Source organism: Aureispira sp. CCB-QB1 (assembly GCF_000724545.1).
Lineage (GTDB): Bacteria > Bacteroidota > Bacteroidia > Chitinophagales > Saprospiraceae > Aureispira.
In genome coordinates this window covers 228231-245705 of sequence record NZ_JHBV01000030.1, presented here as the reverse complement: position 1 = coordinate 245705, position 17475 = coordinate 228231, and the positions used below count along the sequence as shown (strand labels likewise).

The following is a 17475-nucleotide window of genomic DNA, read 5'->3' as shown; positions in this document are numbered from 1 at the left end:
AACTGATTTGTAGTGTCCTTGTATATTAAACATTATTAAGAATCGTCTTTTCTGACAATATAGCTCTTGTTTTTTATTTTAATAGTTAGCTGCGCTGCTACTACGTGGTACTTTGTGAGTGCTCCGCAGTTGATTATCAATTTTTAAAAAAAACTAAGTAGTGAAAATTTATTATCCTGATAATCAAGTTTATATGATTTTAATAAGTGATGTTATTTCATGAAACAATGCTATTCTAAGACAAGAAATGTTGTTCGTCGATTTCTTTGATGTTCTTCTTCGGTACAATCAGAGCATTTACAGTCCACTGCGAGTGAACTTTCTCCATACCCCTTAGAGGTTAAGCGTTCAGGATTGATTCCATTTTGAATAAGATATTGAACGGCAGCATCGGCCCTTCTTTGTGATAATTTTTCATTATAACCTGTTGCGCCTTGACAATCAGTATGCGAAGAGAGTTGGATATTAATATTCGGATTGCGTTTTAAAATTGAGATCAGCTCATTTAGAGCAGGTTTGGCATCATCTCGAATGAATGATTTATCTAAGTCATAATAGATGTTCTCTAGCACAATCTCTTGATTGGCATATATTTTTTCCATAATAATTTCAAGCGTCAACGTTGTGTCGGGATTAGCTTCTGTTAGTACAATTCCTTTTGTACTGATTGTGGCTACTTGTGTAAAATAACCTGGTTTTGTTGCTTTAAAATTATAATCTGTTGCCGTGTCTAATTGAACGAAAAATGTTCCGTCTACATCAGAGCCAAGGGTAAATGCCGTATCTATAGTGCTTATTTGCACAGAAGCCCCCATAAGGTTTTCATAGCCAGATAGACCACTATTAGGATTACCAGCTTCGTTGAATACTTTTTCTTTTACCAAACCCTCTAAATTGATTGCCAATATAATTTTAGGCGAATCTATAACAATAGTAGTATCTGGTGGGGGAGGAATTTGTTGTTGAAACTTATAAATATCGTCACTGCCCTGACCTCCTAGACGATTAGAGGAAAAGTACCCTTGTTGAAGAATCCCTTTGGGCAGAGCATTCAAATGATCTATAATAAAACCAAAGTCATCGCCTCCTGAATTCATCGGTGCTTTTAGGTTTTGGGGAGTCTGCCATTTGTGTGCCTTTTTTTCAGACCTAAAGATATCTAAGCCCCCCATTCCAATGTGTCCATCCGAAGAAAAATAAAGCGTGTCTTTGTCCAAGAAAGGAAATACTTCGTTCCCATCGGTATTAATTTTATTGCCCAAATTGACAGGAGCAGACCATTTGGCTTCATTATCTGCTCCAATTTTGATAGAATAGTATAAGTCATATCCTCCAAAACCTTCTTCCTTGTTGCAGGCAAAAATGAGTAATTTCCCATCTTCTGACAAAATAGGATGGATATAATTTTGAGCATTATCACCCAAATCAATTGCTTCTGGTTTGGACCAAACATCACCTTCTTTTTTACTAAACATTATTTGACAATAGTCAACCGCAATTTTTTCATCACTTCCGCATTGAGTAAAGAAGACACTATTTTGATTTTCTCCAAAGCTCGGAGCCCCTTGATGAAACGATTGATTAAAAGGAGCTTCAAAGCGTTCGACCGTTTCAGCATTAATATTCAAAAGGTAAAGATCAAAAAACTTTTCTCCTGTCCATTTATAGTTCTCCTTTCCTTCACTTTCTGCTCGATCAGAAGTGATGATGAGCTGATCTGCATTGTATAGAACAGGACTAAAGTCCGTGGCAGAAGTATTCGTACCAAGGGACTCAATTTTGTATAAATTCTTATCTGCTGCTGTGAGCCATTGTTTTGCTTTTTGACAAGCAATCATTTCTTCTTGATACAGTCGGACATTGCCAGCATAACGTCCTGCACTCTGAAAAGCACGGCGAGCTTCATCATAATCTTGCAATTGCTGTAGCATACGAGCATATTTGATGTCGGTGTCTTTGCCATAACGTTGTGTTTGGGCTCTTTTGTACCAATCTGAAGCTGCTTGAGTTTGGTTGGTACGGCGGTACGATTCTCCAAGCATATAAGCTGTTTCCCCTTTCACTTGACTATCTTTTGCTTTTTTGAACTCCTCTTTGAGCATGGGAATAGCAACGTTAAATTGTTTTCGAGCAAAAGCTGTTTTGCCATCTTTAATACGTTCAGTGTACGTACAAGCGGTCAAACTAACGATAACAATGGTGATAAAAGCTAATTTGAATTCCTTCATTTATAATTTGTTTTTCATTATTTCCCCCAACTGCCGTGCCGAACTATCCGAAATAGTTAGCAAACCTTCAGCAATTGCTTGTCGTTCTTTTTCTGTTTTGTTCTGACTTAGTTTTTCTTTGCCTTCCAATGTTTCTATTTTAATTCGAAAGGCAACCATACCGTTGAGCAAGCGTTTTTTGTAACCATTATCTAGATGTTCCCATTGCTTTTGGAAGCCTTTTTCAAAGGTAGTAATAGATTTTTCCAAAACCTCAATGGCCTGTTCTGGTTCTAGAAGCATTTCTACGGTTCCATAAACATGAACGGCAATATAATTCCATGTCGGTACATTTTCTTCCTTTTCATAATAGGTAGGAGAGATGTAAGCATGTGGTTCTTGAAAAACAACAAGTGTGGAGGTATTTTTTAGCTGTCTCCATTGTGGATTGGCTTTAGCCATATGGCTCAATAAATACCATTCGCTTCCCTCTTGTTCTAATATAAACGGCAAGTGTGTGGCAATGGGATAGTTATCAACAGCAGTTATTAATGTTGCAAAGGGATATTGACAAATATAAGCTCTTATTTGAGATTCGTCAGTGAGTTTAAATTTGGGTGGTATATACATTTCTTTGAAGACTAAATCATTCGTTTACATCATTTTATTGCGTTTAACCAAGTAAGAAGTTAACACCTGCTTGAATCCTTCGTTTACATCTGCTTCTACAAAGTCAATTTTATATTGTAAACACTTTATTTTTAATTTTTGTTTGTATTTCTTGACTTGATCAATATAAAAATCTTTGACTTGGTTGGATTGCACACGAACTTTTTCACCTGTTTCAATATCAATAAATACATAAGGGCGATTTTCAAACTCAAAGTCCAATTCATAGCGTTTATCGACAACATGAAATAAAATGACCTCATGTTTGTTGTATTTTAGATGTTGGAGTGCCGCAAAAAGTTGTTCGCTTTCATCCGTTTGCTCAAACATATCGCTGAAAATAACGATTAAGGAACGTTTATGCGTGGCTTCTGCAATTTTGTGCAAGGATTTTGCAATAGAAGTACTATGATTGCGAGTAGGATTGTCTAGCAATTGATCCAAGTGTGCCATAATGAGATTATAATGGCGAGTGCTTGATTTTGCTTTGGTATGTTTTTCCAAGTCATCGGCAAAAGTGCTTAGCCCAAAAGCATCCCTTTGTTTTCTTAATAAATTCATCAAGGTAGCAGCAGCTAAGGTGCTAAAGGCTAATTTGTTGACATAAGGCGTTCCTTTTTTGCTAGGAGCTTCGGGAAAATACATGGAAGAAGAGGTATCTATCACAATTTGACAGCGCAGATTGGTTTCTTCTTCATATTGTTTGGTATACAAACGATCCGTACGAGCAAAAACCTTCCAATCTATATTTTTGATAGAATCACCTGGATTGTAAATCCTATGTTCAGCAAATTCTACCGAAAAACCATGAAAAGGACTTTTGTGTAGCCCAATAATAAATCCTTCTACGACTTGCTTGGCTAATAATTCTAAATTGCCCGTTTGTCGAACATCAAATTCTTTTAAAATACTCATTTATGCTATCTTTCTACTATTGCAGGGGGATTTTGTATGCCCTACTTTTAGTTATGTTGTCAATATTAATATGCTAATATGCCAATAAATAAGTGAATAAAGGAATCATCTATTGACTTATTGGTCTGTTAAAATTATTAAACTACATAATACAACTATTTATAGAAATGTTTAGTTGTGATTTTGTTAAAGCTTTTAATGGATATAAAAAAAGCTACCCACAAACAAAGTTGGGGTAGCTCTAAATTTATAATGATTGATAACGGAACTTGTCAATAAAATACCTAATCGTGCTATAAAATAATCGAAAACGATGGGTACTTTTACTTAATTATCTTTTTATAATTTTTTGTGTAGCGACATTTTTGTGATCCATTACTTGTAAGTAATATAAACCTGCAGGTAAATTACCTAAGTTGAGACCAATTGTTTGGGCACCACTGTTTAGTTCTTTAATGGTTTGATATACTGTTCTACCTGTAGCATCCAAAACACGGATTGTATGAGAACCACTTTGTTCTGCCAATATTCCTGTAGAAATATAATCTACAAATGGGTTTGGTTGAACAGCAACTTGAAGAGATGAAGCATCTTCTAATTCAAATAAACTTGTCGCAGTTGTGACAGCATAACGCTCGTGGCTAGTTTCTGAGGAATCGGCAGCATAGCAAATTTCACTAACCCCATTGGTACAACCAATGTTAGACAACGTACCAATTTGAGCATTAATTCCCACCAAAACAGCATTTAGTCCACGCAAAGATACAGAGCCTCCACCATTAAAAGCAGATAAGAAAACCAATAAATCATTGATATTATTAACATCGCTACTATCGTTAATGCCTGCTGCATTTAGAGAATCACAGATCCCTGGAAATGGTGCTTGCGAATCCAATATAGAACAACAAGTACCTAAAAATGGAACAGAATTTTTTAGGATGCCCTCTACGGCTAGTTTTATTTGTTGAATATCATAAGAAAAAGAAGCAATATAAAAAGTATCTCCAGCACTTAAGCCTAAACTAGCAGGAGAAACACGCCCATCAATACTGGTTGCTATAATGGCATTGCCAAGTGTATCGCTAGCCATACTGTCTTGCAAAATAACAACAAATTCTGTTGTAGGAACAGTAGAAATAGGTCCTGGAGTGTTGACAAAGACAGCGGCAGGAGTTGTATCCATTTCAAAAACACTAGAAGTGCTTCCACTTAATGTTCCAGCCGTTGCACCACAGGTTGTCCATCCATTTTGAGCAGATAATTGAGAGGAAAGTAAAATACATGTAAAACATGCTAGCAATTGTAAAGATTGAATTATACGCATTTTTTTTAGTTTAAGTTTGTTAATAACAATTGATGTATCTGTATCTTATAGGCAAGGATTCTTTATCTTTTTTTTGCAAATCGTTCAGTTCTAGCTAAAAGAGTATCCTAACAAATATAAATAAAAAAAAGTATTTTTTTACAAAAAAAATAATTAGTTCAATCAGATATTTTAAACAAACAGTTAAATAGATTCTTTTGTAAGTTATAAAAAGCAAAAAAGCCATTTTCAACAACTTGAAAATGGCTTTTTTATATCGAGTTGCTATATTTAGCAACTCATCTAATTATTTTGACTATCAGAGCTTTCTTTTTCAATCATTGCCGAAGGGTTAGCGTCTTTGCCTGTGCGATTAATTTCGGCAATGGCTCGTTGAACCATTTCATCAACAGAGAAAAGCGTTTTGTAGTAGGCTTTTTCTCCATAAAGTTGATCGGCTAAATTGGCTTTGATTTCAATTTTTAAATCGTCTTTGTAGCGATTTAGTAGTGTATTGTTGCGTTCAAGTTCTTTCGTTTCTGTGTATTGAACCAATTGATGAAAGAACTGATCGGTTATGGTATAGTTTTGTTCAAAATCTTCAAAAGTAGGGTATTGCTCTAGCAAAAGACTGCGTTTGTTGTCCAAGAATTTATAAATATAATCTCGTCCCAATAAGCTAGTAGATTGAAAATAAGCATTGATTCGGGAAGTATCCAGAGGGATAAAAATATCGGGAACAATACCGCCACCACCATGTACAATTCTGCCATTGATGGTTCTATATACCGTAGAATCAGAAATGTGAATGCTATCTCTACTATACAATTCTCCCGACTCATAACGATTGCGTAAATCATCTCCATACAAACCTTCGGAGCCATCATAGGGTTTTTGAATATATCGACCAGATGGGGTAAAGTAACGAGCCACAGTTAAGCGCAAGGCTGATCCATCGGTCAATTTGTACTGTTCTTGAACCAAACCTTTGCCAAAAGAACGGCGACCAATAACTAAGCCACGATCATTGTCTTGAATAGCACCAGCAATAATTTCACTAGCTGAAGCCGAACTTTCGTCAATCAAAACAGCTACTTTGTTGATATCAAACAACGCCTTTCCTGTAGAGTTGTATTCTTTGCGACGGTAACTACGTCCTTCGGTATAAACTAAGAGTTTCCTAGATGTAAATAACTGATCTAGAATTTTGGTAGCAGCTTCGAGGTAGCCACCAGGATTGTGGCGCAAATCAAGAATCAAATGTTTCATTCCTTTATTTTCTACCAAATCGTTTAGTGCCTTCATAAACTCATCATAAGTAGTCCCGCTAAACCGATTGATTTTGATCAACCCCGTATTATCGTTAAGCATACAAGATGCCAATACGCTATACATTGGAATTTCGCCACGAGTGATTGTTACATCTTTGAGATTAGGCATACCTGCTCGTTTAATTTTTAATGCTACAGAACTGCCTGCTTTGCCTTTTAAGTGATTAATCACATTGGTATTGTAAATTCCTTTTCCTGCCACCAAGGAATCATCAATCATGATGATCTTGTCACCTTTGAGCAAGCCAGCTTTGTCTGAAGGACCGTTTTCGATAACACCAACAACATAAATCGTGTCTTCAAGAATATAAAATTCAATACCAATGCCCTCAAAATTTCCGTTCAAAGATTCGTTTACTCGTTCAATATTATCCAAAGAGATATAACTAGAATGAGGGTCAAGTTCTTTTAAAACAGCTTCAATAGCAGCATCTTCTAGTTTAGAAGACGATTCATCTTCTAAGTAGCGGGCATCTATGAAGCGAAGAATTTCTTCTACTTTTCCTGATTTGGCGGGATATTTTCCCTGATCAGAAACCACGACATAAGATTTGTTTTTGTTATTGGCCATTTCAAACCCTAGCCAAGTACCTCCTGCCAGTGCCAGTGCTAAGACAAGAGGCAGAAAGATATTAATTTTCTCTTTGTTAGAAAGAGGCTCGTTTTCTTGCATACGAATCGTTATTGATGATTTAAATTCTTAAGTTTTACAGTTTAACTATTAGACTTGTACTTTGGTTTATTCAGACCTTTGTTTGTTAGAGCTTAATAGTTTGACCTTCGAGTTTTTGATGAATTAATAGTACCTTTGTGTTGAAGGGAAACTCTGGTAGGTAAAACAATTTGCAAGATAGTGCTAAGCATAGATAAAACCAAACTTTAGGGGCAAAGGCCAAGCAATTAATACTAGACTATTCTACCAAAATTATTATTTATAAGATAAAAGTTGAGTTGAAATAAACCAATATACAAACTACTCATTGAAAATAGTTTATGAAGTTAATCGCAGACAGTGGTTCAACCAAAACAGATTGGTACTTAATAAAAGAACAACAATTGTTACGATATACCACGCAGGGATACAATCCTTATTATTGTACAACAGAAGAAGTTAAAAAGAGTTTGAAAGAGGAATTGCTGGAGGAATTCGAAGGTGCTCAAATTCAGGATTTGTATTTTTATGGTTCTGGTTGTTCCAATTCGTTGACTCAACAGGTTATTAAGGATGCTCTTGTGCCTTTTTTTCCGAATGCTTCTGTGAGTTTGGGAGATGATTTATTGGCTGCTGCTCGTGCTACTGCTGGTCACTCTGAGGGGATTTGCTGTATATTAGGAACAGGGTCTAATTCTTGCTTTTATGACGGCAAGGTTATAAAAGATAAAATACCTTCTTTGGGATATATTTTGGGAGATGAAGGTGCTGGGACATTCATAGGACGACAGTTGCTATCGGCTTATTTTTATCGTGAAATGCCTAAGGATTTGGCGGTAGAAATGGAGCGAATGTACAATATGGACAAGCATATCATTATTAGTGATTTGTTAGATAAAAAGAACCCCAATCGAATATTGGCTTCTTATGCGATGTTTGCATATCAACACCAAACGAATCCTTTTATACAAGCGTTGTTGTTGAGTTGTTTTGATACGTTTATTATTCGACACGTCTTAAAATATCCCAACGCTCAAGAGGTACCTGTCCATTTTATTGGCAGTATTGGATTTGGGTTTCGAGATTTGTTAATACAGGCATTGGAGAAACATCAATTGAAGGTCGGAAAAATATATAAAAGTCCTTTCCCAACCTTATTGGAGTATGCTCGTTAACAGTTGTTATTAGAAAAGAACAGAAATTGTACGTATGAAACTAGATGCTATTGATAGGCAAATATTACAAATTTTGATGCAAGATGCGAATACATCGTATGTAGATGTCGCTAAACAGATTCATGTTTCTGCTGGTACCATTCATGTTAGAATGAAAAATTTAAAGCGTTTGGGAGTGGTAGAGGGTGCTCAGTTAACGATCAATCATAGTCTACTAGGATTGGATATGGTGGCTTTTTTGGGAATTTATTTGGAACGTAGTTCTATGTATCCAGAGGTTTTGTTGAAAATCCAAAAAATTCCAGAAGTCGTCAATGTGCATTATACAACTGGTCCCTATACAATGTTTGCTCAAGTCATTTGTAAGGATAGTCAAGATTTGTATGATATTTTACACAATCAGATTCAAGAAATAAAAGGAGTGCAACGAACGGAGAGTTTTATCTCTCTTTCAGAAAGCATTCGACGTCCCATCCAAATTCTAGGAGAGGAGGAGTAGTTGTTAGAAATAAAATAGCCATAGATTGTGGCCACCTAGTTTACTTTAAGTTTAAACCTGATCGTTTGAATAAAAGCCATTGTGCCAATCCTCGAATCGCTAAAAAAGTAATTAGTGATAGCCAAAGAATGTTGGGCAAAAAAGCAGGAGCAGGATAAAAATGACTTAACACTAAATAACAGCCCAAATAGGCAACCAAGGCGATGACCATGCTATTTCGCATGGATTTTACGGCAGTTAAGCCAACAAAAATACCGTCCCAAATATAACAAGGAGTTCCTATAATAGGTAATAAAACCATCCACCAAAGGTAAGGAATCGCCGCTTCTATGACAAGTGGTTTGTTGGTGAAAAGATGCACCAAATTTACTCCCCATATGCCATATACTATGCTAAAACAAGCAGCCAAACCCATTCCCCAATACATTGATAATTGAATCGTTTTTCGAGTGGTGTTGGGTTGATTAGCTCCTGTATATTTACCCACCAAACTTTCAGCAGCATAGGCAAAACCATCTACGCCAAAAGACATCCAGTTCAAGAATTGCATCAAAATTGTGTTCACAGCCAATATCTCTGTCCCCGCAGTCGCCGATTGACTATAGAAAAATCCAAAGGCAATGGTCAAGCAAAACGTTCTTAAAAAGATATCACTATTGACTTGAATGAAGCCTAAAAATTCTTGGCTAGAAAGAAAAATAGATCGCTCAAAACTTTTTATTAGGTACTTGTATTTAAATAAAAATAGCAGCAAGGCAGCCGTGACACCAATATATTGAGCAATGACCGTTCCGTAAGCAACTCCTGCGACTCCAAGGTTGAAATGATGAACTAAAATATAGCTGGCTAGAATATTGGCAACGTTAATGATAATGGTTAGTATAAGTGGGTAAATCGCATTCTGCATCCCAAAAAACCAACCCATCATGACGACAAGAACCAAACTTGCGGGAGCTGCCCAAATTCTTATGTTAAAATACGTAGCAACTAAATCGTATTGATCATGGGAGACATTCATTAATGAAAAACCTAAACTAGCCAATGGTTGTTGAAGGAGTAAAATAACGGCACTTAGCAGCAGCGCAATTAATAAAGCCCGTCCCCATGTATGAATCATTGCAGCAGTATTGTTCTTGCCATAGGCTTGCGCGGTCATGCCTGTAGTTCCCATTCTCAGAAAACCAAAATTCCAATAAATAAAATTAAAGATCATTGATCCCAAGCCAACGGCACCAATGTGTAAGGCAGACAAACTACCCATCAAACCGGTATCTACAGAACTAATTAGAGGAACAGAAATATTGCTGATAATATTGGGAATTGCGAGTTGTAATATCTCTTTGTTAAGTTTCATGAGAAATGTCGATGATAAGATAGTTTTGGAATACCACTATGGCTACTTTGGTGCAAAGGTATCCAATTAAGAATATTTAAAAACCCATTGGGTTTTATTTTTATTTATAGGCTTAGTAAGTGAACTAGTGTTAGAATGAGAATGATTGGAAAACAAAAAGCAATTTCAAGGTCAACTGAAATTGCTTTCATTTTTTGAACGAGCAAAGACATCATCAACACATGATAACTAAAGTGTTGTTTGTTGCCAACTACTCCGCAAGCATTTTTTCTACTAGTGCAATCGTTTTGTCTACATATTCTTGATATAAATCACCTGTTCCAGGACCAGAGAAGCCCGTATGAATTTCTTTGATAACCCCATTTTTATCAATAAAAATGGCCGTAGGATAAGACATGATGTGATTCAACATGGGCAATGTTTTGACTGCTTCCGATTTTTTGGCAGGTCCTCCAAATACAATAGGATACTCAATGCCAAGATGTTTTTTTATGCGAGTTGCATTCTTTTGAAAGGTGTTAAAATCATTGACAACTTCGTAGTCAATAGCAATGATTTCCAAGCCTTTATGTTGATATTTTTTATGAACATCCACCAAAAAGCGCGTTTCATCCATGCAGTTAGGGCACCAAGTTCCTGTAATTTGAACAATAGTTGGCTTTCCTTGAAAACGTTCGTCTTCTAAGCTTATAGTGTCCCCATTGATTGTTGGAAAACGAAACGCTAGTTTGTCATAGCCTTCTTTGAGATAAGTTAATTGGTTCATTGGGACCAACTCGAAAGTTTCGTCAGGCACAGCTACCCATGGTTCGTGCCAGTGATTGCCAGACCAAAAATCACCTTTCAAACTCCCGTCATCTTGCAGAGTTGCTTTGAATAAAAAGGCGTGTGCACCGTCAAAGCAAGATAGTTTTAATTCCTTGCCATTTAAAGCACCTTCCAAATAACGATAATCACCTGTTTGAGTTAAAAACGTCCCCGTTGCTTTTCCATTTTCTAAAATATTAAACAGACCAATAGCAGGATAACTATTTTCTGTATTGGGGCTAAATGTTACTTTCCATCTTTTTTCTAAAGCTATAACTTCGGTAGAGGTACCAGTACTTTGAAAACGTTCAGGCGTATTATTGATGGCTTCAAATGGAATTTTGTAATCTTTTTTATTGTAATTATACCATTCTCCTTCCCATCTATTTTGGTGATTAACTAACTTAAATTCTGACCCAAAAACAGGCATTTTGATAGAGAAGCTATTGTTCTTCTCATTATAATTAATGTCCGTTACTTCTATGTGCTCATCTCCGTTGTGAATGACAATTTTTTGATCATTAACAACTTCAAAATTAAATGGGATTTCTAAAGGATTGGTATCATTTCCTATATTCAAAACACCTCGCCAAATTCCTTCTGTTAGGTTTAAAATGGACTGTGAATCAAGGTTGACGGTGGTGGGTGAGCTGCAAGCATAGAAACCAATAAGCAGGCATGCGACAAAGTATAAAAAGTGTTTCATGATTGATTTTTTAGTGTGCAAATGTAAATATGAACTTCTAGTACTTTTACGTTAGAAGCAATTGATTTAATTACTTTGGTCGTGTCAGTAATTAAAGGTGGTTAGGTACGGTGTAAAAATCCAACACTAGGTGTGGATAGTGGGGATGAGAATAAGCGAAATTTTCTCTAAAATTTCAAATCTTGGGCAAAGATACAAATAGTTATATAAAGATATGTACATATTTGGATATTTATGTTTGTTGACTGCCAAAAGTACTGATTGGAACAAAAATAATTACATCAAACATTTGATAATCATAGTTCAGTACTTAAAAGGGAGGACTAGAGCAAGTGTGAATTTTTCTTTTGAAGAACTTATAAGAAGTAGAGAGAATGGGCGTGTGCGCATAGCATGGCAAAAAACTTTTAAAAAAAATTACAAAAAAATTAAAAAGGAAGCAGCATATTCAGATTTCCCTTCGTATTGCTAGTATTCCAATGTGAAATTTTCTATTCACAAGAATAATTACTCAACTTTATTTTGAGATAAGTAATCGTTCATAAAAATTTATAGGCAAAATAGAATTCTTTTTGCACTGTTCTTCATCAAAAAATCTCGTTTTAGCCCGCTACCACGAAGTAGCACCGCAGGTAAAACTTCAATTCTTTTCTTTGAACAGCACTAAAAACAATTACATTTTTAACTATACTTTTTTCTGTCCACTTACTTAATTATAAATGAACAACAAAAACAACAACAAATTATTTTAATACCTCTTATTTATGCAAAAACTTTACACGATTTTATTTTTTACTATTCAGAAAATAATAAACCACTCTAAAATGAGTAATGGAACGTGTATAAGTAGCCTGAGACATAACGTTGTTTTTGTCAAAGTATAATCCTATACAAACTTAAGTAAGCTGTTTGTCATCACGAGTGATGGCTTGATACCAATCTACTTATGTAACATTTCCATTTTTATAAAAAAAATATTGCCGAGTCAGTTGAATCAACGCTTCGAGTACGTTCGTGTTGGTGGCACAAAAGTGCTGTTGATATATATAGCAAACTAATCTACGAAGTGGTAATTGAATAAGACAGAGGCGAAAATAAATAAAACTTGTTTTGCTGCGAGCGAAACAATTGCCTTGGAGAGCCGTTTGGTCGCGGCTCTCTTTTAAGAAAATACCACATTTTGGTAGGCCATCCTAATGGTATAGGAGCATGTCGGAAGTGTAGGAGGCTCCTGCATGCTCGCATATCGCGACTCAAGAAGATAGTTTTATATAGGGTAAAACTATTGCGTGGGGGACTGCTCATTAAATTGAGTAGTCCCTTTTTTTGTGAAAACTAAAAAATAGCAGAGGACAATACCGTAAAATTTATAAAAAAACTAAAACAATTTGTTTGCTTTTTTGTATGTTTGAATTATGAAGAATGAACATTTAGATCCTACTAATGAGAATTATGATAACAGCGAATTGGCAGTTGAAAAAGCACTGCGTCCCAAAATGCTGGAAGACTTTAGTGGGCAAAAAAAATTGGTTGAAAACCTTAAGGTATTTATTGAGGCTGCTAAAATGCGAGAAGAAGCATTAGATCACGTGTTGTTGCATGGACCTCCTGGTTTGGGTAAGACTACCTTGTCGTTGATTATCGCCAATGAATTGGGAGCAGATATCAAAATGACTTCAGGTCCTGTTTTGGAGAAAGCAGGCGATTTGGCGGGTTTACTAACCAACTTGGGGGAGAACGATGTCTTATTTATAGATGAGATTCACCGATTAAATACAGTCGTTGAGGAATACCTTTACTCTGCTATGGAGGATTATAGAATTGATATTATGATAGATTCTGGTCCTAATGCTCGTACTATTCAGATTGCATTAAATCCATTTACATTAGTAGGCGCTACCACTCGAATGGGACTGTTGACTTCTCCTATGCGTGCTCGTTTTGGTATTACTTGTTTGCTCAATTATTATGATATAGAGACATTAGTCAACATTATCAAACGTTCTGCTAATATCCTAAATGTACCAATTACACAAGATGGGGCCGAGGAGATCGCGAGAAGAAGTAGAGGAACGCCTCGTATTGCCAATGCTTTGCTACGCCGAGTTCGCGATTTTGCCCAAATAAAAGGCAATGGGACGATTGACTCTAATATTGCTAAATATGGTTTGGATGCCTTGAATGTTGACGATAGAGGACTAGACGAGATGGACAATAAGATTCTTAGAACGATTATCGAAAGCTTTGGAGGCGGTCCCGTTGGTTTAACGACTATCGCTACCGCAGTTGGTGAAGAGCCAGGAACCGTTGAAGATGTACATGAGCCTTACTTAATCCAACAAGGTTATTTGAAGCGGACGCCTAGAGGAAGAGAAACAACACTTAAAGCGTACGAACATTTGGGAATTGCGCCCAAACAAAACAATGATGGTTCACAAGGCTCGCTTTTCTAATTATCTTTAGAAGGTTTTTAGTATGATCTAAGAGATTACAATTCAAAAGTAAAATAAACGATGAAAGAACACATTCAATTACTTCGACAAATTAGAACTACCTTAGTCAAAGAGCTTGATGGTTTGAGCTTGGAACAATTAAACTATATTCCAGAGAGTCACAACAACAATATTGTTTGGAATATTGGTCATTGCTTGGTTGTGCAACAATTATTGTGCTATGGGTTGTCCAATCTTACCCCTTATGTGGATAAATCAATAGGGATAAAATATAAAAAAGGGAGTGCCCCTGAAGCACCTGTAACTCAAGAGGAGGTTGACTGGCTAAAGGAAATGTTACTAAAATCAGTCGATTTGTTAGAAAAAGATTTAGAAGAAGGAAAGTTTCAGACATTCAAGCCTTATACAGTAGGTTTTGGAACTCATCTTACCTCTATAGAAGATACGGTTCGTTTTAATAATGTACACGAAGGAATTCATTATGGCTATTTGTTAGCACTCAAAAAATTATTATAAGTTGCTGTTAAATTATTTACACAAAGATAAGATAGAAGCAGGATGTGACGAAGCAGGACGAGGGTGTTTGGCTGGGGCAGTGTATGCCGCCGCCGTAATCTTACCGCCTGACTTTGAATGCCCATTGCTAAATGATTCGAAAAAAATAAAAGAAAAGGATCGTTACAAGCTGCGAACGATTATTGAAAAAGAGGCTGTAGCTTGGGCAGTAGGGGTTGTTGATGAAGCAGAAATTGATGAAATCAATATTTTAAACGCTTCTTTTTTGGCAATGCATCGAGCTGTAGAGCAGTTGTCTGTGCAGCCCGAACACTTGCTTATTGATGGCAACCGTTTTAAGCCTTATAAAAAACTAACACACGATTGTATCGTAAAAGGAGACAGCAAATACATGTCTATTGCCGCTGCTTCTATTTTGGCAAAAACGTACCGAGATGATTATATGCTTGCCTTGCATGAAAAACACGCAGCATATGAATGGAAAAAAAACAAAGGCTATCCCACCAAAGCGCATCGTCAAGCACTCGTTGACCATGGTTATACCCAATACCATCGCAAAACCTTTCGCCTCAAAACAGATGATTTAGACTTAGTCTCTGTTGACAAAAAAAAATAAGGTGCATTTTTAGAGAAAAATAAGGTGCTTCTAATAGAATTGATTAATTTTGTACCTTATAATGGGGCTTTGTTTTTTATAAAACTTCTTATCTAATAAAGTTTAGAAAGGAAGGCTATTATTAAATAGTAGTTCGTTGATTTTTTACTTTTTTACCAAAAAGATAAAAAAACACATTTATATTAGTTTGATAATCAAAATTATAACAAAAAAAACAACAAATCTACAATTTGTTGATTATCAAATTAATAAAGTTTTTCAACAAACTATTGCTTAAAATAAAGAACAAAGTATTGTTGTATAAATGGGAGTATGGGGTTTTGCTTATAAAACAACTTGCTATTACAGAACAATTGGTAAAGAGCAAATCTCTGTTAACTATACTATTGCGGACCATTTACTTTCTAACAAGAACTTATATCTTATGAATGTACCAAATTCATTGACCATACTACGAATTATATTGGGATTCATTGTGCCTTATATGATGGTGAAAGGAAATTTTAATATTCGTATGTGGGCTGCAATTTTATTTGCAATTGCAGCATTTACAGATTGGTTAGATGGCTGGTATGCTAGGCGTTATAATTTGATTACAAAATTAGGTAAAATTTTGGACCCCATAGCAGATAAAATAATTGTATTGGGTAGTTTTGTCGCTTTGTCCAATGTTTTTTTTGAGAATATGTATTCGATATGGTGGATTGTCCCCATCTTTTTAAGGGAAGTGGTGATTACAGTTTATCGACTCATATTTTTGCTCAGAAAAAAGCCTATTGTTGTAGCAGCATCTTGGTCAGGAAAAGCCAAGACAGTGATGCAAATGATTACATTACCATGTGCTTATTTTTATCTAATGTTTAATCTGTATCCTGAAGCCAATCCTGTCGGAACTCCTGCTATTATGTGGTGGTTGATGCATTTAATGATTTTGGCTTCTTTGGCTTTGACGGTAGGTTCGGGGTTGCGTTTCTTTATGAAAAACTGGAAGGCCGTTAAGGAAGTAACAACCTATGAATAGCAAACGCATTGCCTAAATTTTTTTTGACAAATTCATAACATTACTTATATTAATATTTCGTGGATTTTTTCGTTTTTTGCAAAAAAAATAAAAAAAGTACTTTTGCAGCAGTTGGTGTAGTGAGTGCTTTGTGGTTGATTAGCAACTTTTTAGTTTTTTTTGATGAAAGATTAATGCGATTTTGCCACGAAGAAAAGTTATATACTTTAATATATACTTTTCAAAATCGATTATACAATGGAAGATAAGGAAGTAGAACAGGTGTCTTTGAAGAAGACCAAATATGCAGAGTATATTCGTGATTTTACGGCAATAGGAAATCCCTTTTTGTTGTTGCTAGTAACCTTAGCAACTCTATCAAGTCACCCTCAATTCAAAACTTATTTTCCCATTTTGTTGGCAGGCTTTTTCTTGAACGAAATAGTTTGCTCTGCAATTAAATATTTTTGGCACAAACCAAGACCTAATGGACAAAAATTTAAAAATGGATTTGAAAAGATAGATGCAGGAAGCTTTCCTAGCATCCATTCCTCTAGAATCTCTTTTGTTTATTTATCGTTGTCTTATATACAGTATATGGCAGGGAATTTGTTGATTGTGCCAGTGTTTTTAATTGTTATAGTAGTAGTTGGGTATTCACGCGTATTTTTAAAGAAACACTTTCTAGTTGATGTACTAGCAGGATATTTTTTTGGTTCGCTACTTTTTTTTACAATTACTTTTTTGTTAAAATAAGGGCTTTAGACTTCATTAATAAGCGTTTATATGTTATTTTTTTCAAAAAATGTACAAAAAAAACATACTCAATTTCTCTTTTAAAAAAAAAAGTGAGACCTTTGCCTCACTTTATGAGTAAGAGCATAATTAGTTTATTTACACTTTAAAACGAAATAATATACAAATGAGAAAAGCTGATTTGGTTTCTCGAATTGCTGAAAAGACAGGCGTTCCTAAGGTTGATGTATTAATGACTTTGGAAAACTTTTTCTCTGAAGTTAAAGAAAGCTTAGCGAACAAGGAAAATGTTTACATTCGTGGATTTGGTAGCTTTATAGCTAAAAAACGTGCAAAGAAAATTGGTCGTAACATTAAGCAAAATAAAGCGATCGTGATTCCTGCACATTATATCCCTGCTTTTAAGCCTGCTAAAGCGTTTGTTAACAAAGTTAAAGACCAAGTTGAAGTAGAAGAAACAGCTAAGTAATAGCCTTTCTTTTATAACAACTCTTATGACAAAATTTCAGAATCTCT

15 protein-coding genes are annotated in these 17475 nt (G+C 35.5%); 8 read left to right on the top strand and 7 right to left on the bottom strand.

Going from position 1 to position 17475, the window contains the following annotated elements; translation table 11 throughout:
- Positions 1–230: 230 nt before the first annotated feature.
- The 5 genes from CG11_RS15460 to CG11_RS15440 form a co-directional block, all read right to left on the bottom strand.
- Entirely contained in the window at positions 231–2228 is a 1998-nt protein-coding gene (locus CG11_RS15460; RefSeq protein ID WP_052597686.1) for an OmpA family protein, read from the bottom strand.
- The gene (locus tag CG11_RS15455) at positions 2229–2837 is read right to left on the bottom strand and encodes an FMN-binding negative transcriptional regulator (RefSeq protein WP_052597685.1); all 609 of its coding nucleotides are present in this window, start codon (positions 2835–2837) and stop codon (positions 2229–2231) included.
- Between the two features lie 24 nt (positions 2838–2861).
- Positions 2862–3791, bottom strand: coding sequence for a DUF58 domain-containing protein (locus CG11_RS15450; protein WP_052597684.1), 930 nt, complete (start codon positions 3789–3791; stop codon positions 2862–2864).
- 331 nt (positions 3792–4122) lie between these two features.
- A complete protein-coding gene (locus CG11_RS15445; protein ID WP_052597683.1) occupies positions 4123–5115 on the bottom strand; it encodes a T9SS type A sorting domain-containing protein in 993 nt (330 codons plus the stop codon).
- A gap of 282 nt (positions 5116–5397) precedes the next feature.
- On the bottom strand, positions 5398–7098 hold the full coding sequence (locus CG11_RS15440; RefSeq protein ID WP_063833121.1) for a S41 family peptidase: 1701 nt from the start codon (positions 7096–7098) through the stop codon (positions 5398–5400).
- Between the two features lie 320 nt (positions 7099–7418).
- Here CG11_RS15440 and CG11_RS15435 point away from each other — a divergent pair, with 320 nt between their 5' ends.
- Both CG11_RS15435 and CG11_RS15430 read left to right on the top strand, forming a co-directional pair.
- Entirely contained in the window at positions 7419–8252 is an 834-nt protein-coding gene (locus CG11_RS15435) for a hypothetical protein (protein WP_052597682.1), read from the top strand.
- Between the two features lie 34 nt (positions 8253–8286).
- On the top strand, positions 8287–8751 hold the full coding sequence (locus CG11_RS15430) for an Lrp/AsnC ligand binding domain-containing protein (protein ID WP_052597681.1): 465 nt from the start codon (positions 8287–8289) through the stop codon (positions 8749–8751).
- Between the two features lie 40 nt (positions 8752–8791).
- Here CG11_RS15430 and CG11_RS15425 read toward each other — a convergent pair whose 3' ends face one another.
- Positions 8792–10105 carry an MATE family efflux transporter gene (locus CG11_RS15425; protein WP_052597680.1) on the bottom strand — a complete coding sequence of 438 codons (1314 nt, stop codon included), beginning with the start codon at positions 10103–10105 and terminating at the stop codon, positions 8792–8794.
- Positions 10106–10355: 250 nt separating this feature from the next.
- Complete coding sequence (locus tag CG11_RS15420; RefSeq protein WP_052597679.1) at positions 10356–11618, bottom strand: TlpA disulfide reductase family protein; 1263 nt, start codon at positions 11616–11618, stop codon at positions 10356–10358.
- 1415 nt (positions 11619–13033) lie between these two features.
- Between CG11_RS15420 and ruvB the strand changes: the two genes are divergently transcribed.
- The 6 genes from ruvB to CG11_RS15380 all read left to right on the top strand — a co-directional run bounded on the left by ruvB (position 13034) and on the right by CG11_RS15380 (position 17428).
- Positions 13034–14071 (top strand): Holliday junction branch migration DNA helicase RuvB, encoded by a 1038-nt coding sequence (gene ruvB / locus CG11_RS15410; protein WP_052597677.1) that lies wholly within the window; start codon positions 13034–13036, stop codon positions 14069–14071.
- Between the two features lie 60 nt (positions 14072–14131).
- Positions 14132–14587, top strand: coding sequence for a DinB family protein (locus CG11_RS15405; RefSeq protein ID WP_063833120.1), 456 nt, complete (start codon positions 14132–14134; stop codon positions 14585–14587).
- A 1-nt stretch (position 14588) separates the two neighbouring features.
- Positions 14589–15203, top strand: a complete 615-nt coding sequence (locus tag CG11_RS15400; protein ID WP_052597676.1) for a ribonuclease HII — start codon at positions 14589–14591, stop codon at positions 15201–15203.
- A gap of 424 nt (positions 15204–15627) precedes the next feature.
- Entirely contained in the window at positions 15628–16224 is a 597-nt protein-coding gene (gene pgsA, locus CG11_RS15395; RefSeq protein ID WP_197043860.1) for a CDP-diacylglycerol--glycerol-3-phosphate 3-phosphatidyltransferase, read from the top strand.
- Between the two features lie 237 nt (positions 16225–16461).
- Positions 16462–16959, top strand: coding sequence for a phosphatase PAP2 family protein (locus CG11_RS15385; RefSeq protein ID WP_052597673.1), 498 nt, complete (start codon positions 16462–16464; stop codon positions 16957–16959).
- A 166-nt stretch (positions 16960–17125) separates the two neighbouring features.
- On the top strand, positions 17126–17428 hold the full coding sequence (locus CG11_RS15380; RefSeq protein ID WP_052597672.1) for an HU family DNA-binding protein: 303 nt from the start codon (positions 17126–17128) through the stop codon (positions 17426–17428).
- The last annotated feature ends 47 nt before the right edge of the window (positions 17429–17475 follow it).